The sequence below is a fragment of the Microbacterium sp. K41 genome, assembly GCF_004794395.1.
GTDB lineage: Bacteria > Actinomycetota > Actinomycetes > Actinomycetales > Microbacteriaceae > Microbacterium > Microbacterium sufflavum.
Genome location: NZ_SSDO01000426.1, coordinates 11,823 through 34,986, shown reverse-complemented (window position 1 = coordinate 34,986; position 23,164 = coordinate 11,823). Strand labels below are relative to the sequence as shown.

Sequence of the window (23,164 nt, the reverse complement as noted above, 5' to 3'; positions counted from 1 at the left end):
TGTCGGGCCGCCGGCGGGACGGGGCGATGCTGCTCGCCGGTCTCGCGGCTGTCGGCGCGGGTCTCGCCGGGGATGCCGTGCACGATCTCGGCAGCCTGTATCCCCGCGCGTCGGCGCGGCTCCGGGGACGGGCGCTCGGGGGACTGCTGGTGGCGCAGACGTTCGTGCTGGGCGCGGTGCCGGATATCGATCCGGCGCTGTTCCGACCGCGCAGCGCGAAGGGTCGGGCGGCGTGGCGCGACTGGACGAGAGCGGCCGGGCTCGCGGCGCTGCTGTGCGCGGAACGAGGAGACCGGGCCCCGATGCGCCTGTGGCTCGACGCGGTGCGCGAGGGAGCCGCGGTCGTCGGGGCCGAGACCGAGCTGCGGGAGCCCGTCGTCGCCCTGTGCTGGCTTCTCGCGGGGGACAGCGAGGTCGGCGATGGAGAGGGGGAGGGGCCGCTGTGCGGAACCCTGCTCCGGGCGCTCCGACTCGCCGCTCGCGGTGACATCGAGCAGGGGCTGCGCCTGCTGCGCGACGACTCGCGCCTGGCCGATCTCGAACCGGACCATCTGGTGCCGGGGCTCGAGCGCAGTCCGCTCGTGCGCGCCTATCGGGCGGTGGCCGAGACGCTGCTGCTGGTGTGGCGTGGTGACATCGGTGCGGCGCGGGAGCGGCTGCTCCGCGCCGCGGTCGAGCTCCCGGTCGCGCTTCCGTTCGCGGGACTGGGGGTCGTCCTCGCGCGGCGGCTCGATCTCGCCGTGCGGGGGGAGATCGGACCGGTCGCCCACGCCCTCACGGCCGTGCTTCCGGTAGGGGGAGGCGTCGACGGGTTGGTCGACAGCGGGATCGAGGCCTTCCTGGCGGGCGCGGTGGACGCGGCGGGGGCGGCGGTGGAGCTCTGGCGCGACGGCGGGGCTCCGGAGCCGGTGCTCGGTGTTCCCGGGCTCGAGGAGGTGGCTGTCGCGGCGCAGGTGCAGCGCGCGGCATCCGGGCCCGTCACACCTCCGGACCTCGCGGCGGCACGCGACCTCCGGGTGCGCCTCCTGGCGGCGTCGGCGGGGAGCTGGCCGTCGGAGCGAGACGACGTGCGGGAGACGGCGCGCACGCTGCGCTCCCCGTTCGCGCGGGCGCGCGTCGAGCTCGTGCTGGGTCTGCAGCACGCGGTCCGTGACGACCATCTCGCCGCACGGATGCACCTGCAGCGGGCGGAGCGGCTGTTCGAGGCGGCGGGTGCGGACGCGTGGGCGCGGGCGGCCAGGGACAGGATCGATCGGCTCGACACGACCGCGGCGCAGCTCGTCCCCGCGCCGGAGCGGCTCTCGGTGTGCCGCAGCGTGTGGAGGCGGCGGCTCACCGCCCGTGAGCTCGACGTCGCGATGCTGGCCGTTCGTGGCGCCGGCAACCGCGAGATCGGTCGAGAGCTGAGCGTGTCGGTGCGGACCGTGGAGGTGCACCTCGGGCGCGTGTTCGCGAAGCTGGAGGTGCGCAACCGTGTCGAGCTCACGGCTCTCGCCCACCGCACCGAGCGTCACCTCTGATCCGGGGTCACCGGGGGAGCGTGAGCCCTTCGCCGTCGGTCTCGGCGAGGCCGTCCGCGATGAGGGAGTCGATCGCCCGGTCGCGCTGTCGGGCGTCGGGCCACTCCGGGATCACCGCGGCCAGGGGGACGGCGTCGGGGGCGGCGTCGCGGAGGAGGCGCAGCACCGCGCCGCGGGCCTGACGGTCCGATCCCTCGTAGGCGGCCTGGCGGCGTCGAGCGTCGCCGGTGTCCGGTCGACCGGCCGCCAGCCAGGCGCACTGCTCGGCGATCGGGCACACCTCGCAGCGCGGTGCCCGAGCCGTGCAGATCGTGGCGCCCAGCTCCATGGTCGCCGCGTTGAAGAGCGCGGCCTCCACGTCGTCGTCCGGCAGCAGCGCGTCCATGAGGGCGAGGTCGCGCCGGGACGGCGGCGCCGGGTGTGCGCGCCCCTCGACCGCCCTGGCCAGCACGCGTCGGGTGTTGGTGTCGACGACCGGGTGCCGATCACCGTACGAGAACACCGCGACCGCTCGTGCCGTGTAGTCGCCGATGCCGGAGAGGGCCAGGAGCGCGTCCACGTCACGCGGCACGACACCTCCGTGCCGCTCGACGACCTCGATCGCGGCGCGGTGGAGCCACAGGGCACGGCGCGGGTAGCCGAGGTTGGCCCATTGCTGCACGACCTCGGCGGTCGTCGCCTCGGCCATCGCCGCGGGGGTCGGCCACCGCGTCAGCCAGGCGTCCAGATGCGGGATGACCCGGGTGGCGGGGGTCTGCTGCAGCATGAACTCGCTGACCAGCACGCCCCAGGCGCCGAAGCCGTCGTGGAACTCGCGGCGCCGCCACGGCAGGTCGCGGGCGGCCGATCGATACCATGACGTCAGGTTCGGCATCGTCGTGGGGGAAGACGGCGGAACGGGCACCCCGCCAGCCTAGGCGAGCGGGGTCGGGACGACCGGGCCGAGGCACGGAGCCGTCGTACGAGGTGCGCGGCTGACGCACGGACGGCGCACCACGCGTCGGTAGGCTGGAGGGATGGTCCCCTCCGGCATCCTCCTCGTCGACAAGCCCGGCGGGCTCACCAGTCACGACGTGGTCGCCCGCACGCGGCGGGCCTTCGGCACCCGCAAGGTGGGTCACGCCGGCACGCTCGACCCGATGGCGACCGGGCTGCTGGTGATCGGCGTCGAGGGTGCGACGCGGCTGCTCACCTACGTCGTGGGTGCCGACAAGACCTACCTGGCCACGATCCGGCTCGGCACCACCACGACCACGGACGACGCCGAGGGTGACACGCTCACGGTCGCCGAGTCTGCGGCGTGGTCGACCGTCACCGACGACGCGATCGCTGCCGGCGTCGCCGCGCTGACGGGGGAGATCTCCCAGGTGCCCAGCGCGGTGTCGGCCATCAAGGTCGACGGACGTCGCGCCTACGACCGGGTGCGCGCGGGGGAGGAGGTCGTGCTCGCGGCCCGCGAGGTCTCCGTCAGCCGGTTCGACGTGCTCGCCAGCCGTCGCGGCGAGGACCACATCGACCTGGACGTGATCGTGGACTGCTCGTCCGGCACTTACATCCGCTCCCTGGCCCGCGACCTCGGCGCCGCGCTCGGGGTCGGGGGCCATCTGACGGCCCTGCGGCGGACCAGGGTCGGCCCCTTCGACGCGGCGGACGCGGTGGGCGTCGACGAGCTGGAGGGCGCGCCGACGCTGACCCCGGCGCAGGCGGCGTCCCGCATCCTCCCGGTGCTCGCGGTCTCGGCGGATGAGGCGAGGGACCTGCGGCACGGGAAACGCCTGGTGGGCCAGGCCGATCGGCTCTCCGGCGCCCTCGTCGCGGCGATCGATCAGGACGACGTGCTGGTCGGCATCGTCGAGAGACGCGGCGCCGACATCAAGAGCGCCATGAACATGCCGGAGGCCGTCCGATGATCCTGTGGTTCACGATCGTGCAGATCGCGGTGGCGGTCGCCGCCGGCGTCTTCTGCCTGGTGGCCGGTCTCGCGGGGCGCCGGCCGAGCGACTTCTCGGTCGGCGCGCTCGCACTCGTCGAGCTGCTGCTGATCGGGCAGGTCGTCGTCGCGATCGGCGCCCCGCTCTCGGGGAACCCGCCCACGGGCGATCTCCTCGAGTACTGGGTGTATCTGGTCTCCGCCGTGCTGCTGCCGATCGGCGCCGTGCTGTGGGCCCTGATGGAGCGCAGCCGCTGGAGCACGGTCGTGCTGGGCGTCGCGGCGCTCGCGATCGCGGTCATGCTGTGGCGCATGCAGGCCATCTGGACGGTCCAGGTCGCCTGACGGCGGGAGCCCCGCGGAGTCCGGCGTCCCGCCGCGGCTCTAGGATGGAATGCGCTATGAGCTCCACCGCCCCCTCCACCCGGATGACCGGAATCGGTCGTGTCCTCGTGATCGTCTACGCCGTCATGGCGCTGGCTGCCACGGGGCGCAGCTTCGTGCAGATCGTGCGCCGGTTCGATGAGGCGCCGCTCGCGTACACGCTGTCCGCCGTCGCCGCGCTCGTCTACATCCTCGCGACACTGGCGCTGATCTTCGCCCGGCGTCGCGGGTGGTACACCGTGGCGTGGGTCGCGATCGTGTTCGAGCTCACCGGCGTTCTCGTCGTCGGGGTGCTGAGCATCCTGCTTCCGGCGCTGTTCCAGCACGAGACCGTGTGGTCGCTGTTCGGCCGCGGCTACCTCTTCGTGCCGCTGGTGCTTCCCGTCTTCGGCATCTGGTGGCTGCGCACGCACCGCCCCGTCGCGGTGGAGCGCCCGGTGGAGGCCGTCGCGTGATCGTGTTCCGCAGTCCGGAGGAGGTTCCGGACGGCTTCGGACCCAGCGCGGTCGCCATCGGCAAGTTCGACGGGGTGCATCGAGGGCACCGCGCCGTGATCCAGCGGCTGAAGGACACCGCGGCCGCCACGGGGAGCCGGGCGGTCGCCGTCACCTTCGACCGCAATCCGCTCGCGGTCCTGCGCCCCGACCGGTGCCCCGAGAACGTCGTCACGGTGGAGCGCAAGCTCGAGCTGCTCGGCGAGCTGGGCCTCGACGCGACCCTGATGCTCACCTTCGATGAGGAGCTCGCCGCCCGCTCGGCGGAGGACTTCGTGGTGGACATCCTGGTGGGCGCGCTGCAGGTGTCGACCGTGTTCGTCGGCGCGGATTTCCGGTTCGGGCATCGTGGGGCAGGCACACCCGAGCTGCTGCGCGAGCTGGGCCCCCGCTACGGCTTCACGGTCGAGGTGGTCGAGGACGTGTACCTCGAGGGGTCGTCGCGGCGCGTGTCGTCGAGCTGGATCCGCGAGCTGCTCGTGGACGGCGACGTCGCGGGCGCCGCGCGGGTGCTGGGGCGCTCTCCCGATGTGCGCGGCGAGGTCGTGCACGGCCTCAAGCGCGGCCGCGAGCTGGGGTTCCCCACCGCCAACCTCTCGACCATCGTCGACGCGTTCGTCCCCGCGGACGGCATCTACGCCGGCTGGCTGGTCGACCACGACACCGGCATCCGGCATCCGTCCGCGATCTCCGTCGGCACGAACCCCACGTTCGACGACGTGCCGGTCCGCCAGGTCGAGGCGCACGTGCTGGGGGAGACGGGGCTCGACCTCTACGGGCACGACGTGACGGTGGAGTTCGTGGAGCGGCTGCGCGGCATGGTGGCGTTCGAGGGCATCGAGAAGCTCATGTCGCAGATGGCGGCCGATGTGGCGCAGGCTGCGGCGATCCTCGGCGTGGAGTCCTGACCGCTGCACCGCGATTCCGGCGCGCGGTTCCGCGGGCGGTCGGCCCGATGACATAGAATGGGAGCAGGCTCCCGCCGACCCGCGCACCGCCGTGAGCGCCGGAGGGAGACGATCCACGGTCCGCACGGTCCTGGCTCACGCCACACGCGGACGACGAGAACGGCCATCGGCTCCCTGGGGGCGCCGGGCCCTTCAGGCTCAGGAGGAGCATGCCGACCACGGCAACCGCCGCCACGCGGCGCAAGAAGACGTCCCGTCGCGACGACGAGGCACCCCTCATCCCAATCCTCGCGCGCAAGGTGCGCGAGATCGAGGCGAAGTCCCAGCGCGGCAAGCTGGGCCCGACGAACCGCACGAAGTTCCAGGTCATCGCGTTCCTGGTGCGTGAGGAGCGCGCGCGGGTCAAGGCCGACACCGAGATCACCGACGCCGCGCGCACCGAGCTGCTCAAGCGCCTGGACGGCGTCGCCACGATCCTCGCCAAGACGGCCGCGCGCGACACCTCGCTCATCCAGCTGCTGGAGGCCGACCAGGCCACGTCGCCCGTCGCCAAGCGCATGCGCCGCGACTGGCTGCTGGAGTCGGGCGCCGAGCTGCCGCCCGAGGAGCTCATCATCGCGGACCAGGCGCCCGTGCAGGCCCCCGTGGTGCCGGCCGCGATCGCCGAACGTCAGGTGACGCCGCCGTCCGTGGAGTCGCGACAGCTCGCCAACCCCTTCCTCGCGCCCGACCTCACGCCGCGCCCGACCAGCACGCCCCGGCGCCGCCTCGACGGCTGGGAGCTGATGGGGCCGCTGTACAAGGCGTTCGAGACCGGCGCCGGCGGTGCGGCAGCCTCGATGGAGCTTCCGCCCGCGCCCGAGTTCGATCACGTGTCGCCCAAGGGCCTCGACGTGATGGTGCACCAGTCGCGCTTCCTCGAGGCGGTGCGCGCGGGGCACCGCAGCTTCCTGCTCGCGGATGAGCCGGGTCTGGGCAAGACCGCGCAGTCGGTGCTGGCGGCATCCGTCGCAGGCGCCTACCCGCTGCTCGCCGTGGTGCCGAACGTGGTGAAGATGAACTGGGCGCGCGAGGTGGAGCGGTGGACGCCGCAGCGCCGCGCGACCGTCATCCAGGGCGACGGCGACGACATCGACGCGTTCGCCGACGTGTTCATCGTCAACTACGAGATCCTCGATCGTCACCTGTCGTGGCTCGCGACCATCGGTCTGCGGGGCATGGTCGTCGACGAGGCGCACTTCATCAAGAACCTGTCGTCGCAGCGCTCCCAGAACGTGCTGTCGCTGGCCGCGCAGGTGCGTGAGCGCACGCCGGGACACGACCCGCTGATGCTCGCGCTCACGGGTACCCCGCTGATCAACGACGTCGAGGACTTCGACGCCATCTGGCGCTTCCTCGGGTGGACGAACGGCGAGAAGCCGGGACCGGCGCTCATGGAGAAGCTCGACGCGACCGGGTTCACGCCCGCCGACAAGGCGTTCTATCCCGAAGCGCGGGACGCGGTGATCTCGATGGGCATCGTGCGCCGCAAGAAGAAGGACGTCGCGGCCGACCTCCCGGACAAGCTCGTCGCAGATCTGCCGGTGCAGCTCGACGACGAGTTCGGACGCAGCATCCGTCAGGCCGAGCGCGAGCTGGGGGAGCGGCTGGCCGCGCGCTACCGCCGCATCATCGAGGCACGGGGCGATCGCGGGCTCCTTCCCGGCGAGATCGACGACGACATCGTGCGCCTGGTCGCTCAGAACGAGCTCGAGGAGTCGAAGGCCGCGGGCACCGGAGGCGACAACGTCTTCACGATGGTGCGCCGCATCGGTCAGGCCAAGGCGCCGCTCGCGGCCGACTACGCGGCGCAGCTGCAGCGGTCGGTCGGCAAGGTCGTGTTCTTCGCGAAGCACATCGACGTCATGGACCAGGCGGAGGCGCACTTCGCCGCCGCGGGCATCCGCGCGGTGTCGATCCGCGGCGATCAGACCACGACCGTGCGTCAGCAGGCGATCGACGACTTCAACGGCGACCCGGACGTGGGCATCGCGGTGTGCTCGCTGACGGCCGCCGGTGTGGGGCTCAACCTCCAGGCCGCGTCGAACGTCGTGCTCGCCGAGCTCTCGTGGACGGCGGCCGAGCAGACGCAGGCCATCGACCGCGTGCACCGCATCGGGCAGGACGAGCCGGTGACGGCGTGGCGCATCATCGCCGCGCACACGATCGACACCAAGATCGCGGAGCTCATCGACCAGAAGCAGGGCCTCGCGGCCAGGGCGCTGGACGGCGAGGCGACCGAGGAGGCGGCGAGCGAGTCGGTGCAGCTGGCGGCCCTCATGCACCTGCTGCGCGAGGCCCTCGGCGGGAGCTGAGCCTCCGCTAAGAACGCGACTTCTTAACGCCGGATTCGCCTCGGATCGGGCTTCGATCTCAAAGTTCGCGGATTCCGCGGGTCGGACGCGTCAAGATCCTGGTTTTTCGACGCGTCCGAATGGCGGCGGAGGGCGGCGTGCCGCTAGGGTCGATCCCAGGCACCGTCGCCTTTCCCCCTCCCGACACTCGAACCTCCGAAGGCAGCAGCATGAAGATCGGCATCCTGACGAGCGGCGGCGACTGCCCCGGACTCAACGCGGTCATCCGCGGCATCGTGCTCAAGGGCACCACCACCTACGACCTGGAGTTCGTCGGCATCCGCGACGGCTGGCGCGGGGTCGTCGAGGGCGACTTCATGCCCCTCACCCGGCACGAGGTGAAGGGGCTGTCGAAGGTGGGCGGCACGATCCTCGGCACGAGCCGCACCAACCCGTACGAGGGTGAGCGCGGCGGCGCCGAGAACATCGCCAAGACGCTCTACGGTCACAAGATCGACGGCATCGTGGCGATCGGCGGCGAGGGCACCCTGGCCGCGGCCGACCGGCTCGCGAAGGACGGCATCAAGGTGCTCGGCGTCCCGAAGACGATCGACAACGACCTGCGCGCCACCGACTACTCGTTCGGTTTCGACACCGCGGTGAACATCGCGACCGACGCCATGGACCGTCTGCGGACGACCGGCGATTCGCACCAGCGGTGCATGGTCGCCGAGGTCATGGGCCGTCACGTCGGCTGGATCGCACTGCACGCCGGCATGGCCGCCGGTGCCCACGTGATCTGCATCCCCGAGGTCCCCATGTCCATCGACGAGATCACCGAGCTGGTCACGCGGGCACACGACCGCGGCCGCGCTCCGCTGGTCGTGGTGTCGGAGGGCTTCACGCTCACGGGCATGGAGGAGGCCTACAGCGACAAGGGCCTCGACGCCTTCAACCGCCCGCGCCTCGGCGGGATCGGCGACCTGCTGGCCCCGGAAATCGAGCGGATCACCGGCATCGAGACCCGCGCCACCATCCTGGGTCACATCCAGCGCGGCGGCTCGCCCTCGGCGTTCGACCGCGTGCTGGCAACGCGCCTGGGCCTGCACGCCGCCGACGCGATCGTCGACGGCGCCTGGGGCCAGATGGTGGCGATGCAGGGCACCGACATCGTGCGCGTGCCCTTCGCGGATGCGCTGGGCGAGCTGAACACGGTGCCGCGCTACCGCTACGACGAGGCCGCCGCGCTGTTCGGCTGACCCGCCGCGGCTCAGGCGTCGGCGAGGCCGAGCGTGTCGAGCAGCCAGGCGAGCTCGAACGCGCGCTCACGCCAGGAGTTGTAGCGCCCGCTCACGCCCCCGTGCCCGGCGACCATCTCGCACTTGAGGAGCACGTCGGTCGCCCCGGCCTCGCGGAGCCGGGCCACCCACTTGGCCGGCTCGACGTACAGCACTCGCGTGTCGTTGAGTGATGTCACGGCGAGTATCCGCGGGTAGTGCACACCCTCGCGCACGTTCTCGTACGGCGTGTACGACTTCATGTAGGCGTACACCTCTGCGTCGTGCAGCGGGTCGCCCCACTCGTCCCACTCGATCACGGTGAGGGGGAGCGACGGGTCGAGGATCGTGGTCAGGGCGTCGACGAACGGCACCCCGGCGAGCACTCCGGCGAACAGCTCGGGGGCCAGGTTCGCGACCGCGCCCATCAGCAGGCCGCCCGCACTGCCGCCCTCGGCGACCAGCTGCGCGGGCGTCGTCGTGCCCTCCGCGACCAGGTGCCGTGCGCACGCGACGAAGTCCGTGAAGGTGTTGCGCTTGTGCAGCAGCTTCCCCTCCTCGTACCACTGCCGTCCCATCTCGCCGCCGCCGCGCACGTGGGCGACCGCGAAGACCACGCCGCGGTCGAGCTCCGACAGCCGCGCCACGGAGAACCCTGGTTCGATCGAGTGCTCGTACGAGCCGTAGCCGTACAGGTGCACGGGGCGCGCCTCGGCACCCGGCTCCCCGAACGACCGCTTCCAGACGAGCGAGATCGGCACGCGGGTGCCGTCTTCCGCGGTCGCCCACTCGCGGCGCTGGCCGTAGGCGGAGGGCTCATAGCCGCCCAGGACGGCCACCTGCTTGCGCAGCACGAGCTCGCGCGTGGCGAGGTCGAGCTCGTACACCGTGCCTGGCGTCACGAAGGAGGTGTAGCCGAGCCGGAGGAAGGGGGCGTGCCACTCGGGGTTGCCGCTCACGCCGGCGGAGTAGAGCGGCTCGTCGAAGCGGAGCTCCTCGACCGCATCGGTCGCGTAGTCGAGCAGGCCGACCCGCTCGAGCCCCTCGCTGCGGTACTCCACGGTGGCGAAGTCCCGGAACGCATCGACCCCGAGGAGTCGCCGTCCCGGCTCGTGGGGGAGGATCACGCGTCGCTCGCCCTGCGGGTCCGCGACGGTCACCGACACGAGCTCGAAGTCCAGGGCGCCGTCGTTGTGCAGGATCAGCAGTCGGTCCTCGCCGTCGACCACGGCGTGCTCCAGCGAGTACTCCACACCCTCGCGACGCGGCCACACCAGCCGCGGCTCCGCGGTGATGTCGCCGGACAGGTCGACCAGGCGCTCCTCGCTCGTGATGCTCGACCCGACCGCGATCACGAGGTACCGGCGGCTGCGGGTGATCCCGGCGCCGAGCCAGAACTTCTCGTCGGGTTCGTGGAACAGCCGCACGTCGTCCGCGACGGGGGTGCCGAGGCGGTGCAGCCACAGGGTGTCCGGGCGCCAGGCCTCGTCGCGCGTGGTGTAGAGCACCCCCGTGCCGTCGGGGGTGAAGAAGGCGCTGCCGGTGTGAGGGATCTCGTCGTCGAGCGTGGTGCCCGTCGCGAGATCGCGTACGCGCACGGTGTAGAGCTCGTCGCCCTCGAAGTCGGTGGACCACAGGAGCTTCGTCGCGTCATCCGTGGTGTCGAAGGCTCCGAGCGAGAAGAACTCGTGGCCCTCCGCCTCGGCGTTGCCGTCCAGCAGCACGACCTCGCCGGGCACCGGGACGCCGGGCTCCAGGCGCGGGGGAGTCCAGTCGTCGGGTTCCGCGGCCGCGCGGCAGTGGATCGCGTACTGCGCGCCCTCTTCGGTGCGGCTGTAGTACCACCAGTCGCCGCGGCGGGTCGGCACCGACAGATCCGTCTCCTGCACGCGGCCCTTGATCTCCTGGAACAGGGTCTCGCGCAGTCCGGCCAGGTGGGCGGTCTCGGTCTCGGTGTGGGCGTTCTCGGCCTCGAGATGAGCGATGACCTCGGGGGAGTCCTTCTCGCGCAGCCATTCGTAGGGGTCTTCCACGGTGTCGCCGTGGTGCGTGCGGAACGTCGGACGGCGGGCGGCGATCGGGGCGTCAGTCACCGCTCCACGCTATCCCAGGTCGAGTTGACCGGCACGGGGGACGGTGGGAGGATTTACCGGGGCCGGTAAACGGAAGTCAAACCCACGGTGAACTCTTCGTTCGTCACGTCGATCCCGTCGACATTCCCTTTCCTCAAGACCGAAAGCGAACGGTGGAAACCGCAGCCCTCATTGTTGTGCTCGTCATCGCGCTGGCACTCTTCTTCGACTTCACGAACGGCTTTCACGACACCGCCAACGCGATGGCCACTCCCATCGCGACCGGTGCCCTGAAGCCCAAGACCGCGGTGCTGCTGGCCGCCGTGCTCAACCTCGTCGGTGCCTTCCTGTCCACGGAGGTGTCGAAGACCATCTCGGGCGGCATCATCCGCGAGGATGCGATCCTCGAGGCGGGGGCGCAACTGTTCCTGTCGCTCATCTTCGCCGGACTCATCGGTGCGATCACGTGGAACATGCTCACCTGGCTGCTCGGCCTGCCGTCGAGCTCCTCGCACGCGCTGTTCGGCGGCCTGATCGGCGCCACGCTCGTCGGCGCGGGCCTCGGCGGCATCGACTTCGGCGCAGTGCTGTCGAAGATCGTGCTCCCCGCGCTGATCGCCCCGATCACGGCGGGCATCATCGCGTTCGCGGCCACCAAGATCGCGTACTCGGTCACGCGCCGCTACGACGGCAAGCCGGACGGACGCGACGGCTTCCGCTGGGGTCAGATCTTCACGTCCTCGCTGGTCGCGCTGGCGCACGGCACGAACGACGCGCAGAAGACCATGGGTGTCATCACCCTGGCCATGATCACGATCGGCTGGCAGTCGGGAGCCCACCACGAGCCCGAGCTGTGGGTGATCGTCGCGTGCGCCTTCACGATCGCGCTCGGCACGTACCTCGGCGGGTGGCGCATCATCCGCACGCTCGGCAAGGGGCTGACCGATGTCAAGCCGGCGCAGGGCTTCTCCGCCGAGAGTTCGACCGCGGCCACGATCCTCGCGTCCAGCGCGCTGGGCTTCGCGCTCTCCACGACCCAGGTGGCGTCCGGCTCGGTCATCGGCTCGGGGCTCGGTCGCCGCGGCTCGACCGTGCGGTGGCGGACGGCCGGACGCATCGGCGTCGGCTGGCTGCTGACGCTGCCGGCCGCCGGCGGTGTCGGCGCCCTCGCGGCCCTGCTGGTCGTGTGGCTCGGCCCCTGGGGCGTCGCGATCGATGCAGTCCTTGCGCTCGCGATCATCCTGGGCCTGTTCCTGCGTTCGCGGCGCAATGCGGTCACGCACGCGAACGCGATGAGCGATGTGGCGGAGTCGGGTCTCGCGATCGAGCTGCCGGACACGCCCCCGCCCACGCGCCGTCAGCAGCGCATCGAGCGCGCGAAGGCCGAGGCCAAGGCGCGTGCCGAGGCCAAGGACCGCGCGAAGGCGGAGGCGAAGAACAAGGCCAAGAAGAAGGCGGAGGCCAAGGCCGGTGCCAAGGCGGCGAAGACCGGCGCTGCACCCGTCGCCCCGCCCCCGGCCCCGGCACCGGAGTCGGCCGCCGACGAGGCCACGATCACGCGGAACGGGGACTCGGCATGAGCGTCACGATCGACTGGCTCGCGTTCTTCCAGGTGTTCGCCGCCGCCCTCATCGGCGCCGCGGCCATCGTCACCTTCTATGCGCTGGGACTGCGGCTCCTGGTCCGCAGCGGCCGGGCCCCCGTCGTGAGCCCCGCCGAGTTCACCGACGCGATCACCGTGATCTCCGAGAAGGAACTCAAGCGCGCGGCCAAGCAGGCGGCCAAGGCGGCGAAGAAGAGCCCGCTCACCGAGGGACAGAAGACTCTCGCGCTCGTGGGTGCCTACGCGTGCTTCGTGCTGTGCGGTGCGGCGGTCATCGGCGGCATCCTCCTCCTCGTCCTCGGACACTGAGACCCCGCGGCCCTGGCGCGTCCGGACCCGGCGTCCGGGCGTGACCCTAGGCTGAGGTCATGTCCGCGGCACCCGGAACCCCGTACGTCTTCGGCAGGCACGACCCGGCCTCCCACGTCCTGATCCACGTGAGCGACCCGCACTTCCTCGCGGGAGGGGCACTGCTCGGCGGGAGCTACGACGTGCAGGCCTCGTTCGACCGCACCCTCGCGGCGATCCGCGCCGTGCATCCGGCGCCCGCAGCCATCGTGGTCACGGGCGACCTCGCAGACCTCGGTGAGCCCGACGCGTACCGGCGACTGCGAGCCGCGCTCGAGCCGGTCGCCGCGGACCGGGGCACACCGATCGTGTGGGTCGCGGGCAACCACGACGAACGCCCCGCGCTGCGCCGTGAGCTTCTCGACCGGGAGCCGACGGAGGAGCCGGTGACGGGCGTGTGGGAGCTGGACGGACTGCGGCTCATCGCGCTCGACACGAGTGTCCCCGGATGGCACCACGGAGACCTCGACCCCGGTCAGCTCGAGTGGCTGGCCGGACTGCTCGCGGAGCCGGCGCCGCACGGCACGCTGCTGGCGATGCACCACCCGCCGCTGCCGAGCCACCTGCCGCTGTTCGACATCCTCGAGCTGCGCCACCAGGACGAGCTCGCGGAGGTGATCCGCGGCACCGACGTGCGGGGGATCCTCGCGGGACACCTGCACTACTCCTCGCACGGGGTGTTCGCCGGCGTCCCGGTGAGCGTGGCCTCGGCGACCTGCTACACGATGAACGTCGCCCGGCCGGCACCCGACGTGAACGGCATGGACGCGGCGCAGTCGTTCCAGCTCGTGCATGTGTATCCCGACACGATCACCCACACCGTCGTCCCGGTGGTCGACGCTCCCACGGGCGACTTCTTCTCCTCCGAGTGGCTGGAGCGGATGGCCGCCCTCACGCCGGAGCAGCGGCTCGACGCGTTCTCCCGGAAACCGCCGCGCCGACCGGCGTAGACTGGTCGCATCCCCCACTTTTCCATTCGCCACGACCCACGAGGATGTGACATGGCTTCTGCCGCGCCTGCACTTACACGTACCGAGACCGATTCGCTGGGGAGCATGGAGATCCCCGTCGACGCCTACTGGGGGATCCACACGGCCCGCGCCGACGCGAACTTCCCGATCTCCAAGCGGCCGATCTCCGTGTACCCCGACCTGGTGATCGCTCTGGCGATGGTCAAGCAGGCCAGTGCGCGGGCGAACAAGGAGATCGGCGTGCTCGATGCCGAGCGTGCCGACCTGATCGACCGCGCGGCGCAGCGGGTGATCGACGGCGAGTTCCACGAGCAGTTCACCGTCGGCGTCATCCAGGGCGGTGCCGGCACCTCGACCAACATGAACGCGAACGAGGTCATCACCAACATCGCGCTCGAGATGGCCGGACGCGAGAAGGGCGACTACGCGTTCCTCTCGCCGATCGACCACACCAACCGCAGCCAGTCCACCAACGACGTGTACCCGACGGCGGTCAAGATCGGGCTGTCACTCACGCTGCGGTCGCTGCTCGACGAGCTCGACGCCCTGCGCATCGCGTTCCTGGGCAAGGCGAGCGAGTTCCACGACATCCTCAAGGTCGGGCGCACCCAGCTGCAGGACGCGGTGCCGATGACGCTCGGCCAGGAGTTCCACGGCTTCGCCACGACGCTGGGGGAGGACCACAGCCGTCTCACCGAGAACGCCTCGCTCATGTTCGAGATCAACATGGGCGCCACGGCGATCGGTACCGGCATCACCACGCACGTCGACTACGCGCCGGCCGTGCTCAAGCACCTGCGCGAGATCACCGGGCTCGACCTGGAGACGGCGACCGACCTCGTGGAGTCCACGAGCGACACCGGCGCCTTCATGTCGTTCTCGTCGTCGCTCAAGCGCAACGCCATCAAGCTCTCGAAGATCTGCAACGACCTGCGCCTGCTCTCGTCGGGTCCGCAGGCGGGCCTCGGCGAGATCAACCTCCCCGCCCGCCAGGCCGGCTCGAGCATCATGCCGGGCAAGGTGAACCCGGTGATCCCCGAGGTCGTGAACCAGGTCGCGTTCGCCGTCGTCGGCGCGGACACCACGGTGACCATGGCGGTCGAGGGCGGACAGCTGCAGCTCAACGCGTTCGAGCCGGTCATCGCGCACTCGATCTTCCAGTCCATCACCTGGATGCGTCAGGCCATGTGGACCCTGCGCGTGAACTGCGTCGAGGGCATCACCGCCAACCGCGACCGCCTCGGTGCGATGGTGGGCGCGTCGGTCGGCGTGATCACGGCGCTCACCCCCTTCATCGGCTACGCCGCCGCGGCCGCGCTCGCGAAGACCGCGCTGCTCACCAACCGCAACGTCGCCGATCTGGTGGTCGAGGCCGGCCTCATGTCGCGCGACGAGGTGACCAAGCAGCTCTCGCCCGCGCGCCTGTCGGGCCTGGAGGCCGTGACGGCGGCCATCCCGATCGTCACGCCCGACGACCTCATCCAGATCTGACCCGCTGCACGCCGAACACGCAGAAGGGGACGGGAGCCGCGGCTCCCGTCCCCTTCCGCGTGTCCGGTGTCAGTCGAGGATGCGGCAGTGCGTGGTGAGCTCGCCGATGCCGTCGATGCCGACCGTGACCGTCGAGTGGTCGCGGAGGAAGATCTGCGGGTCGCGCGAGTAGCCCGCACCGCCGGGGCTGCCGGTGGAGATGAGTGTCCCGGGCAGCAGCGTGAGCGACTGCGACAGGTGCGCGATCAGCTTCGCGACCGAGCGCACCATCTGGTCGGTGCTCGCGTCCTGCACCGTGTGCCCGTCGACGACCGTCCAGATGTGGAGGTCCTGCGGATCGGGCACCTCGTCGGTCGTGACCGCGAAGGGACCGGTGGGCGTGAAGCCGTCGAACGACTTGCAGCGCGACCACTGCGCCTCGGAGAACTGGATGTTCCGCGCGGTGATGTCGTTCACCACGGTGTATCCCCACACGTGCGACAGCGCGTCGGCTTCGCTCACGTCTTTCGCGGGGGTGCCGATCAGCACGCCGAGCTCGGCCTCGTAGTCGACGGCTTCGCTGAGGCTGCGTGGCCAGGAGGTGACGTGATCGTGCCCGGTGAGGGAGTTGGGCCACAGTGTGAACACCGTGGGCGCGGCGTCGGTCTTGAGTCCGAGCTCGCTGGAGTGCGCGGCGTAGTTGAGGCCGACCGCGAGCACGGCGGGCGGGGCGAGCACGGCGGAGTCGAAGCTCCAGTCGCCCAGCGGGTGACGCGGAGCGGTGCCGTCGGCCAGGGCGGTGCGCAGCTCGTCGAGGGCGACGTCACCCCGCTCGATCAGCTGCTGCAGCGTGGCAGGAGCGTCGGACAGGAGATCGGAGACGAGGATGGCGTCCGTGTCGTCCACCACGGCGAGGACCGCGCGGGGGGAGTCGGGACGGCGCAGATGAGCGAACCGCATGGTTCTACGCTACCGGGTGGCCGCGGCGGGGCGGATGGAGGACTCGGCCAGACCCGGGCGGTGTTGCTTGTGCCCCATAAGCTTTGGCTATGACTTTCGGAGGACCGGCCGACCCCCAGCAGCCCGGGCGATACACGCCGCCGCCCGCTCAGCAACCCGCACCGTCGGCGTACTCGGCGGCGCAGTATGCGCAGTCGCCCTATCTGCCGGCGACCTACGGGCAGCAGCCCGGCTATGCGTCCGCGCTGGCGCAGCCGACGCCGTACACCCCGCCGGCGCCGGTCGCTCCGTCGCCGGCGGAGTCGCTGCCCGCCCTGCCCGTGACCACGAAGAAGGGCAGGACGGTCTCGCTCTGGCTGTTCGCCTTCCTCGGCTTCCTTCTCCTGGCGCTGATCGGCTACTTCGGCTGGGCGCTGGGGCCGACGGCGTCGGCCGTGGGGCTCGTTCTCGCGCTGATCCCCCTGGCGATCGTGTTCCTCGGGGTGCGGATGATCGACCGATGGGAGCCGGAGCCGAAGCGTCTCGTGATCTTCGCGATCGCGTGGGGCGCGGTGGCGGCGGTCGGCCTCACGCTCCTGGTCGACGTCGGGATGACGATCCTGCTCGGCCCGGTGCCGGAGGCGGTGGCGGCGGTCGTACAGGCGCCGATCGTGGAGGAGTTCTGGAAGGGCCTCGGGGTGTTCCTGGTCTTCCTGCTCGCCCGCCGTTCGTTCGACGGCCCGGTCGACGGCGTGGTGTACGGCGCGCTGGTGGGGGCCGGGTTCGCGTTCACCGAGAACATCCAGTACTTCGCGGTCAGCCTGATCGAGGGTGGCGGCGAGCAGCTCGGCGCCACGTTCGTGGTGCGCGCGCTGCTGTCGCCCTTCGCGCACGCCATGTTCACGTCGCTGACGGGGTTCGCGATCGGCCTCGTCGCGCGCCGGCACGCCTCCGCCGGGGCGGCCCTCGGCGCGGGACTGCTCGGGTGGTTCGGCGCGGTCTTCCTGCACGCGCTGTGGAACGGCTCGGCGACCTTCGCGGACTTCTTCGGCCTCTACTTCACGCTGCAGGTCCCGCTGTTCATCGGCTTCATCCTGGGCATCATCGCGCTGCGGCGGGAGGAGGCGCGGCTCACGAGAGCGCGGCTCGCCGAGTACGCCGCCGCGGGCTGGTTCACGCCGGAGGAGGTCACGATGCTCGCGACGCCGTCCGGTCGCAAGGCGGGATTGACGTGGGCGGCGCAGCTGCGCGGCGACCGTCGTCCGCTCATGCGCGAGTTCATTAAGGACGCGACGGCGCTGGCGGCGGTGCGGCAGCGGGCGATCACCGGCCGCGACCCGCTGGCGGTCGAGGACGAGCGGGCGCTGCTGATCCGCACGCGCGCGACGAGGGCCGCGCTGCTGGCCTACTGATCCGCCCTGAGCAAGACTCAGCGCCCGGTGCTGCGGCGATGCCTGCATGTCTCCCGGGCGCTGAGTTGATCTGCCACCAGGGTGCACCCGGCCCCTCGGACGTGTCAAGGGGCAGGGCGCGAGGCCACCCCCCCGGTCGAGGTGTTCGCTGTGAGCAGGTGCCGTCGCGTTGACCGGGCGCGCGGGGGTCCGCTTGGATGGAGCCATGACTGATCGCACGAAGCCCGAGTTCGACGCCCCGACCGCTCCTGCCCCCGCAGAGCTGGTCATCCGCGACATCATCGAGGGTGATGGTGCCGAGGCCAAGCCCGGTGACACGGTGACCGTCCACTACGCCGGTGTGGAGTTCGAGTCCGGCGAGGAGTTCGACTCCTCGTGGGGCCGTGGCGAGACCATCCAGTTCCCGCTGCGCGGCCTGATCCAGGGCTGGCAGGACGGCATTCCCGGCATGAAGGTCGGCGGACGCCGCGAGCTGATCATCCCGCCGCACCTGGCCTACGGTCCGGTCGGCGGCGGACACTTCCTGTCTGGCAAGACGCTGATCTTCATCATCGACCTCGTCGCCGTGGGCTGATCCCGACGCGACATCTCGAGCGCCTCTCCTCTCGCCAGGAGGGGCGTTCTGTCTTTCCGGAATGCGTGTGCATGCACGGGAATACATTCGCGTGAATGTAGGTTGGGCTGGAGGACGCCGCGATCGCGGCCCTGTCCGTACGCCGCCTCCGCGCGGCCGATGTCTCCGAGGAGAAACCCATGACCAGCATCGACATCCCCGGCTACCGCCCCGGCACCTGGGTCCTCGACCCCGCGCACAGCGAGGTCACCTTCAGCGTCCGTCACATGATGATCTCGAAGGTGCGCGGCACGTTCGGCGTGAAGAGCGCGACGCTCGTGGCTCCGGAGAACCCGCTCGAGGCCAAGGTCGAGGCGAGCGTCGACGTGACGTCGGTGGATACGAAGGACGAGGGCCGCGACCAGCACCTCCGCTCGGCGGACTTCTTCGACACCGAGAACTACCCCACGATGGAGTTCGTGTCGACCGGTGCGCGCGTCGAGGGCGGCGACCTGCTGGTCGACGGCGACCTCACGATCCGCGGCATCACGAAGCCGGTCACGTTCGAGCTCGACTTCGGCGGCTTCGGCAGCGACCCGTGGGGCAACTACAAGGCGGGCGCCTCGGCGAAGACGGTCATCAACCGCGAGGACTTCGGCCTCACCTGGAACGCGGCGCTCGAGACCGGCGGCGTGCTCGTGGGCAAGGACGTCACGATCAACCTCGACCTGCAGGGAGCGCTGCAGCAGGACTGATCGCCACACGGCTTCAGGAACCCCGGGTCCGTCAGGGCTCGGGGTTCTCTGCGTCATAGGAGCGGAAGCGGCGGTTGCGCCCGGCGATCAGCGCGACCAGCGCGATCACCAGGACCCCGCCGAGCAGGGGAGGGAACCACAGCGTCGTGAGCGTGGCGAGCGTGCCGGCGTAGAGGGCGCCGATGCGCGGGCCGCCGGCGACCACCACGATGAACAGCCCCTGCAGGCGTCCGCGCATGGTGTCGGGCACGGCCGCCTGCATCATCGTGTTGCGGTAGATCGAGCTGACGTTGTCGGAGGCGCCGGACAGCGCGAGGGCCACGCAGGCGGCGATGATCAGTCCGACGTGGGGTGTGTCCTCGTCGGCGGGGGAGGAGAAGGCGCCCACGAGCAGCACCACACCGAACAGCAGGATCGATGCGCCATAGGCTTCGACCGCGCGTGCGATCCCGCGACCGTGCCAGCGGTACTGCACGACCCGGCCCGAGAACAGGCTCGAGGCGAAGGTGCCCACCGCCACGGCTGCGGTGAGGATGCCGGTGGTGACCGCGCCCCCGCCCAGCAGCAGCGTGCCCAGCGCGGGGAAGAGGACGAGGGGCTGGCCGAACGTCATCGCGATGATGTCGACGACGTACTGCATCCGGATGTTGCTCGCGCGGCGGAGGAAGCGCCAGCCGTCGACGAGCGAGGCGAGACCGGGGCGGACGATCTCGCCTTCCGGACGCACCGAGGGCAGCGTCCACAGGCCGAGGAACATCGACAGCATCAGCACGACGTCGATCGAGTACGTCCAGCCGTAGCCCGTGAGGGCGACCAGCAGGCCGGCCAGGGCCGGACCGGCCATGACCGTCAGCCCGAAGGCGACACCGTTGAGCGCGGACGCCGCGGCGAGCTGTTCGCGGGGGATGAGGCGGGGGACGATCGCCGTGCGCGTGGCCATGCCCACCGAGTTGGCGGCCGAGTTGATCATGCTCAGCGCGTACAGCCACCAGATCGTCTCGGCACCGGTCCACGTGAGCGCCGCGAGGAGAGCGGTGGAGGCGAAGGTCACGGTGGCGGCGATGAGGGCGACGCGACGGCGATCGAAGGCGTCGGCGAGCATGCCGCCGTACAGGCCGGCCAGGACCATCGGCAGGAGCCCGGCCACCGCGATCATCGACACTGCGAACGTGCTCGCGGTGAGGGCGAACACGTGCAGCATCACCGTGACGATCGTGAGCTGGCCGCCGATGCCCGCGAGCGTCGAGCCGATCCACATGCGTGCGAAAGCGGGGCTGATCCGCAGCGGCGTCAGGTCGATCAGATGTCCTCGTCCCGCGTTCACGCCACGCACCTCTCCCGCACTCCTCGAGCGTAGTGGAGTGCGCGGGAGCGCTGGTCGGCCGTGTCGCTCAGGGCTCGCCCGGGCTGGTAGACTCGTCAGGTTGCCGTTCGATCGGCCGCGGATAAAGAGAGCTCACGCATCAGGCGTCGGGCGCCGCGCAACAAGCAGAGAGGGGATCGAATCTATGGCACTGGAAGCAGACGTCAAGAAGGCGATCATCGAAGAGTACGCGACGCACCCCGGTGACACCGGATCCCCCGAGGTGCAGGTCGCAATGCTGACGCAGCGCATCAAGGACCTCACCGAGCACCTCAAGGAGCACAAGCACGACCACCACTCGCGTCGTGGTCTGTTCCTGCTCGTGGGTCAGCGCCGTCGTCTGCTCGGCTACCTCCAGGACATCGACATCGAGCGTTACCGTTCGCTGATCGAGCGTCTCGGACTCCGCCGATAAGGCAGAGCGAACCCAGCGTTCAATCGCGCAGAACATTCTTGAGAAGGCCGCCCCACGGTGTGGGGCGGCCTTCGTCATGTGCAGATGTGTTGTAGCGAGCCGAATATTGCCGTTCCGCCCGCGCCTTCTTATAACGGACGAGGCAACTCGTGACGTGAGGAGATCGACGTGGATCCGACATCCGCCGCAGTGCAGACGCCCCTCGAGCCGCCTGACCCGGATGTCGCCCGTCAATACCTCGCCTACGCCGAGGCGATCGTCGAGCGGCGCGACCGTCTGGTCGACCGGCGCCCGGTCGCGTGGCTCCGCATCGTCAGCGGCGTCTGGTTCTCGGCGTACCTGTGCATCGCGGCCTCGATGATGCGCGATCGCACGCCCTCTCTGCGCTGGCAGGCGCTCCTCGTCCTGGCCATCCTGTGGGGACAGCTCGGCGAGGGCTTCATCGCCCGGAGCGACCGGGGTGTGCGTCCGGCGCCCGTCCGCCGGGTCCTGATCGTCGGGGGTGTCGGGCTCGTTCTGGCCGGGGTGGCGACCCTCCTCCTCGTCAGCATGAACGAACGAGTCTCTCCGCTCTGGCTAATGGTGCCCGCGGCGGCCACGCTGCTCGGCTTCGGCGGTTACGGGACGGTAGCGCTCCTGCGGGCTCCGCGGCCGACGCGCCAGGAGCCGCAGCGGCTCTCGGTTCCGGCGCGGTGGGGCACGGTGCTCGTCGGTCTGGTGGTGGGAGCGGCGGCCTGGCTCGGAACGGTTCCCGCAGACCCGGCGACCGGGATGCTCCTCCTCCTCGTGACGATGGCGGTCGTTCTCGTGTGGACCGCGGCATCGACGACGGCGATCGGCTTGACGACGATCGGGGCATCGTGGCGGTGGCCCCAGGTCGTGGCGCTGCTGGTCGCCACGATCGCGTCGGGAGTGCTCGTCATGCTGTCCCCTGAGCCGACGACGGCGGCGGCCGTGGCGGCGGGGGTGGTGGTGCTGTTCGGCGGGGCCGCCGCCGTGCCGGGGCGCGGACATGAGTAGGGCGGAATCGATGGAGCCGGTGGCCCGGCTGGACGATACGTTCGCACCGTCGATCGCCTTCGGCCTCATGGCCGTGCTGAACGACGGCGCTGATCTCGAGGTGGAGACGCTACGGCGGATCTTCCCGGGAGACTCGGGCGGCCTTCGCGATGCGATCCGTCGCCTCGAGGCGCAGCGCTTCGTCGTGGTCGACCGTCGTCTCCTCCGCGCCACCGGCGGGGACTGGGTGCGATCGACGCGGAAGGGGCGCATGGCTTTCGCCGCGCACCTGGCCGCGCTGCGTGAGATCGCGGGGGCGGACGAGGCGTGAGTCGCCGTCCGCGTCTCAGGCGGGGCCGCCCACGAGGTCGGCGTGATGGATCGCGGCGACGTCGGGGTGGGCGCGCAGCCGTGACTTCAGGGCGTTCTCTCCGTAGAGCGCGTGGATCGGGTTGCTCGGGTCGTCGGTCACCCCTGTGGCCTCGGCCGCCAGCTCGTCCGGCAGCTCGATCAGCGGTAGTCGCTTGTCGAGCGCGGGGTTGAAGAAGAACGGGATCGAGATGCGCTCGTCCGGGGCCTTCGGCGACACGACGCGGTGGTTCGTGGCCTTCAGGTAGCCGCCCGTTGCGTACTCCAGCAGCTCGCCGATGTTCACCACGAACGCGCCGGGCACCGGGGGTGCATCCACCCAGCTGCCGTCCCGCTCCACCTGGAGGCCGCCCTTGCCCGGCTCGACCCACAGGAGCGTGAGTACCCCGGAGTCCTTGTGCGCGCCGACGCCCTGCTGCGGCTCCGGCTCGTGCGTGCCGGGGTACCGGACGATTTTGATGAGGGTCGATGGCTCGCCGAAGTGCTCGTCGAAGTAGCTCTCGTCGGCGCCGAGGGTCTGTGCCCACGCGCGCAGCAGCGTGCGCGACACCTCGGACAGCGTCTCGTGCCACTCCGCGACCACGGCCTGGAGCTCGGGCTGGGCCGCTGGCCACAGGTTCGGGCCGATCAGGCGGTTGAAGGCGGGGCCGTCGCTCACGGGCTCGCGCTCCGGGCCGATGTCGATCTGCTCGCGCCAGTCGACCTTGCCCTGGGTCCGCTCGCCGCCGACCCGGGTGTAGCCGCGGAAGTGGGGGCTGTTGACGTTCTCGATCGCGAGCTTGTCCTCTTCGGGGAGGGCGAAGAAGTCGAGTGCGGCGCGGTGCAGGCGCGCCTCCAGCTCGGGAGAGACGCCGGTGCCGGTGAGGTAGAAGAAGCCGACGTCGTGGGTCGCGGCACGCAGCTCGTCGCGGAACCGCGCCGCGGCCTCGGGGCCCTGGTCGAGCTGGGAGAGGTCAAGGATCGGGAGCGAGAGTTCAGCCATGGACCGAGGGTATGTCGAGGTTCTCGGGCCGCGGGCGAGTGTTGCGTCGCGTTACTCGGGCGGGTGT

General features: G+C 70.8%; 22 protein-coding genes. 17 read left to right on the top strand and 5 right to left on the bottom strand.

The window, feature by feature from the left end:
* Positions 1-1,520: helix-turn-helix domain-containing protein (locus tag DW309_RS13540; RefSeq protein WP_136045670.1), on the top strand; the 1,520-nt coding region annotated here is incomplete at its 5' end.
* A 7-nt stretch (positions 1,521-1,527) separates the two neighbouring features.
* On the opposite strand, the gene DW309_RS13535 is transcribed toward DW309_RS13540, so the two are convergent.
* Positions 1,528-2,394: an iron-sulfur binding domain-containing protein gene (locus tag DW309_RS13535; protein WP_136045671.1), complete on the bottom strand. Its 867-nt coding sequence runs from the start codon at positions 2,392-2,394 to the stop codon at positions 1,528-1,530.
* A 142-nt stretch (positions 2,395-2,536) separates the two neighbouring features.
* On the opposite strand from DW309_RS13535, the gene truB reads away from it, so the two are divergent.
* The 6 genes from truB (at position 2,537) to DW309_RS13505 (ending at position 8,828) form a co-directional block, all read left to right on the top strand.
* The gene (truB, locus tag DW309_RS13530; protein ID WP_136045669.1) at positions 2,537-3,430 is read left to right on the top strand and encodes a tRNA pseudouridine(55) synthase TruB; all 894 of its coding nucleotides are present in this window, start codon (positions 2,537-2,539) and stop codon (positions 3,428-3,430) included.
* Entirely contained in the window at positions 3,427-3,795 is a 369-nt protein-coding gene (locus tag DW309_RS13525) for a hypothetical protein (RefSeq protein ID WP_136045668.1), read from the top strand. The genes truB and DW309_RS13525 overlap by 4 nt, the downstream gene beginning before the upstream one ends.
* 56 nt (positions 3,796-3,851) lie before the next feature.
* Positions 3,852-4,289, top strand: a complete 438-nt coding sequence (locus DW309_RS13520) for a hypothetical protein (RefSeq protein ID WP_205812769.1) — start codon at positions 3,852-3,854, stop codon at positions 4,287-4,289.
* Positions 4,286-5,236 carry a bifunctional riboflavin kinase/FAD synthetase gene (locus DW309_RS13515; RefSeq protein ID WP_136045667.1) on the top strand — a complete coding sequence of 317 codons (951 nt, stop codon included), beginning with the start codon at positions 4,286-4,288 and terminating at the stop codon, positions 5,234-5,236. The genes DW309_RS13520 and DW309_RS13515 overlap by 4 nt, the downstream gene beginning before the upstream one ends.
* Positions 5,237-5,445: 209 nt before the next feature.
* Entirely contained in the window at positions 5,446-7,590 is a 2,145-nt protein-coding gene (locus DW309_RS13510) for a DEAD/DEAH box helicase (RefSeq protein WP_136035094.1), read from the top strand.
* Positions 7,591-7,799: 209 nt separating this feature from the next.
* Complete coding sequence (locus tag DW309_RS13505) at positions 7,800-8,828, top strand: 6-phosphofructokinase (protein ID WP_136035092.1); 1,029 nt, start codon at positions 7,800-7,802, stop codon at positions 8,826-8,828.
* Positions 8,829-8,839: 11 nt separating this feature from the next.
* Here DW309_RS13505 and DW309_RS13500 read toward each other — a convergent pair whose 3' ends face one another.
* Positions 8,840-10,939 carry a S9 family peptidase gene (locus DW309_RS13500; RefSeq protein WP_136045666.1) on the bottom strand — a complete coding sequence of 700 codons (2,100 nt, stop codon included), beginning with the start codon at positions 10,937-10,939 and terminating at the stop codon, positions 8,840-8,842.
* A 152-nt stretch (positions 10,940-11,091) separates the two neighbouring features.
* Between DW309_RS13500 and DW309_RS13495 the strand changes: the two genes are divergently transcribed.
* The 4 genes from DW309_RS13495 to DW309_RS13480 are packed head-to-tail and all read left to right on the top strand — an operon-like array spanning position 11,092 to position 15,331.
* Entirely contained in the window at positions 11,092-12,498 is a 1,407-nt protein-coding gene (locus tag DW309_RS13495; RefSeq protein WP_136045665.1) for an inorganic phosphate transporter, read from the top strand.
* Positions 12,495-12,830 (top strand): peptidase, encoded by a 336-nt coding sequence (locus DW309_RS13490; protein ID WP_136045664.1) that lies wholly within the window; start codon positions 12,495-12,497, stop codon positions 12,828-12,830. Before DW309_RS13495 ends, DW309_RS13490 begins: the two co-directional genes overlap by 4 nt.
* A gap of 59 nt (positions 12,831-12,889) precedes the next feature.
* Positions 12,890-13,819: a phosphodiesterase gene (locus DW309_RS13485; RefSeq protein ID WP_136035084.1), complete on the top strand. Its 930-nt coding sequence runs from the start codon at positions 12,890-12,892 to the stop codon at positions 13,817-13,819.
* Positions 13,820-13,870: 51 nt separating this feature from the next.
* Complete coding sequence (locus tag DW309_RS13480) at positions 13,871-15,331, top strand: aspartate ammonia-lyase (RefSeq protein ID WP_136035081.1); 1,461 nt, start codon at positions 13,871-13,873, stop codon at positions 15,329-15,331.
* 69 nt (positions 15,332-15,400) lie between these two features.
* Here the strand turns inward: DW309_RS13480 and DW309_RS13475 are convergent, their stop codons facing one another.
* A complete protein-coding gene (locus tag DW309_RS13475; protein WP_136045663.1) occupies positions 15,401-16,270 on the bottom strand; it encodes a fumarylacetoacetate hydrolase family protein in 870 nt (289 codons plus the stop codon).
* Between the two features lie 89 nt (positions 16,271-16,359).
* Here DW309_RS13475 and DW309_RS13470 point away from each other — a divergent pair, with 89 nt between their 5' ends.
* The 3 genes from DW309_RS13470 (at position 16,360) to DW309_RS13460 (ending at position 18,969) form a co-directional block, all read left to right on the top strand.
* On the top strand, positions 16,360-17,661 hold the full coding sequence (locus DW309_RS13470) for a PrsW family intramembrane metalloprotease (protein ID WP_240745440.1): 1,302 nt from the start codon (positions 16,360-16,362) through the stop codon (positions 17,659-17,661).
* Positions 17,662-17,866: 205 nt separating this feature from the next.
* Positions 17,867-18,235 (top strand): FKBP-type peptidyl-prolyl cis-trans isomerase, encoded by a 369-nt coding sequence (locus DW309_RS13465; protein WP_136035078.1) that lies wholly within the window; start codon positions 17,867-17,869, stop codon positions 18,233-18,235.
* Positions 18,236-18,414: 179 nt separating this feature from the next.
* The gene (locus tag DW309_RS13460; protein WP_136035076.1) at positions 18,415-18,969 is read left to right on the top strand and encodes a YceI family protein; all 555 of its coding nucleotides are present in this window, start codon (positions 18,415-18,417) and stop codon (positions 18,967-18,969) included.
* A 31-nt stretch (positions 18,970-19,000) separates the two neighbouring features.
* On the opposite strand, the gene DW309_RS13455 is transcribed toward DW309_RS13460, so the two are convergent.
* Positions 19,001-20,293, bottom strand: coding sequence for an MFS transporter (locus tag DW309_RS13455; protein WP_136045662.1), 1,293 nt, complete (start codon positions 20,291-20,293; stop codon positions 19,001-19,003).
* A 184-nt stretch (positions 20,294-20,477) separates the two neighbouring features.
* Between DW309_RS13455 and rpsO the strand changes: the two genes are divergently transcribed.
* The 3 genes from rpsO to DW309_RS13440 all read left to right on the top strand — a co-directional run bounded on the left by rpsO (position 20,478) and on the right by DW309_RS13440 (position 22,077).
* Positions 20,478-20,747: a 30S ribosomal protein S15 gene (gene rpsO / locus DW309_RS13450; RefSeq protein WP_055993247.1), complete on the top strand. Its 270-nt coding sequence runs from the start codon at positions 20,478-20,480 to the stop codon at positions 20,745-20,747.
* A 168-nt stretch (positions 20,748-20,915) separates the two neighbouring features.
* The gene (locus tag DW309_RS13445; protein WP_136045661.1) at positions 20,916-21,767 is read left to right on the top strand and encodes a hypothetical protein; all 852 of its coding nucleotides are present in this window, start codon (positions 20,916-20,918) and stop codon (positions 21,765-21,767) included.
* Positions 21,760-22,077, top strand: coding sequence for a transcriptional regulator (locus DW309_RS13440; RefSeq protein ID WP_136045660.1), 318 nt, complete (start codon positions 21,760-21,762; stop codon positions 22,075-22,077). The genes DW309_RS13445 and DW309_RS13440 overlap by 8 nt, the downstream gene beginning before the upstream one ends.
* A gap of 15 nt (positions 22,078-22,092) precedes the next feature.
* Here DW309_RS13440 and DW309_RS13435 read toward each other — a convergent pair whose 3' ends face one another.
* Entirely contained in the window at positions 22,093-23,097 is a 1,005-nt protein-coding gene (locus tag DW309_RS13435; RefSeq protein WP_136045659.1) for an isopenicillin N synthase family dioxygenase, read from the bottom strand.
* Positions 23,098-23,164: the final 67 nt, after the last annotated feature.

Coding starts and splice junctions, on each gene's coding strand:
- DW309_RS13490 (WP_136045664.1), top strand. CDS start 12,495: ATGAGCGTCACGATCGACTGGCTCGCGTTCTTCCAGGTGTTCGCCGCC.
- rpsO (WP_055993247.1), top strand. CDS start 20,478: ATGGCACTGGAAGCAGACGTCAAGAAGGCGATCATCGAAGAGTACGCG.
- truB (WP_136045669.1), top strand. CDS start 2,537: ATGGTCCCCTCCGGCATCCTCCTCGTCGACAAGCCCGGCGGGCTCACC.
- DW309_RS13435 (WP_136045659.1), bottom strand. CDS start 23,097: ATGGCTGAACTCTCGCTCCCGATCCTTGACCTCTCCCAGCTCGACCAG.
- DW309_RS13470 (WP_240745440.1), top strand. CDS start 16,360: ATGACTTTCGGAGGACCGGCCGACCCCCAGCAGCCCGGGCGATACACG.
- DW309_RS13480 (WP_136035081.1), top strand. CDS start 13,871: ATGGCTTCTGCCGCGCCTGCACTTACACGTACCGAGACCGATTCGCTG.
- DW309_RS13485 (WP_136035084.1), top strand. CDS start 12,890: ATGTCCGCGGCACCCGGAACCCCGTACGTCTTCGGCAGGCACGACCCG.
- DW309_RS13440 (WP_136045660.1), top strand. CDS start 21,760: ATGAGTAGGGCGGAATCGATGGAGCCGGTGGCCCGGCTGGACGATACG.
- DW309_RS13520 (WP_205812769.1), top strand. CDS start 3,852: ATGAGCTCCACCGCCCCCTCCACCCGGATGACCGGAATCGGTCGTGTC.
- DW309_RS13460 (WP_136035076.1), top strand. CDS start 18,415: ATGACCAGCATCGACATCCCCGGCTACCGCCCCGGCACCTGGGTCCTC.
- DW309_RS13510 (WP_136035094.1), top strand. CDS start 5,446: ATGCCGACCACGGCAACCGCCGCCACGCGGCGCAAGAAGACGTCCCGT.
- DW309_RS13475 (WP_136045663.1), bottom strand. CDS start 16,270: ATGCGGTTCGCTCATCTGCGCCGTCCCGACTCCCCCCGCGCGGTCCTC.
- DW309_RS13525 (WP_136045668.1), top strand. CDS start 3,427: ATGATCCTGTGGTTCACGATCGTGCAGATCGCGGTGGCGGTCGCCGCC.
- DW309_RS13505 (WP_136035092.1), top strand. CDS start 7,800: ATGAAGATCGGCATCCTGACGAGCGGCGGCGACTGCCCCGGACTCAAC.
- DW309_RS13535 (WP_136045671.1), bottom strand. CDS start 2,394: ATGCCGAACCTGACGTCATGGTATCGATCGGCCGCCCGCGACCTGCCG.
- DW309_RS13465 (WP_136035078.1), top strand. CDS start 17,867: ATGACTGATCGCACGAAGCCCGAGTTCGACGCCCCGACCGCTCCTGCC.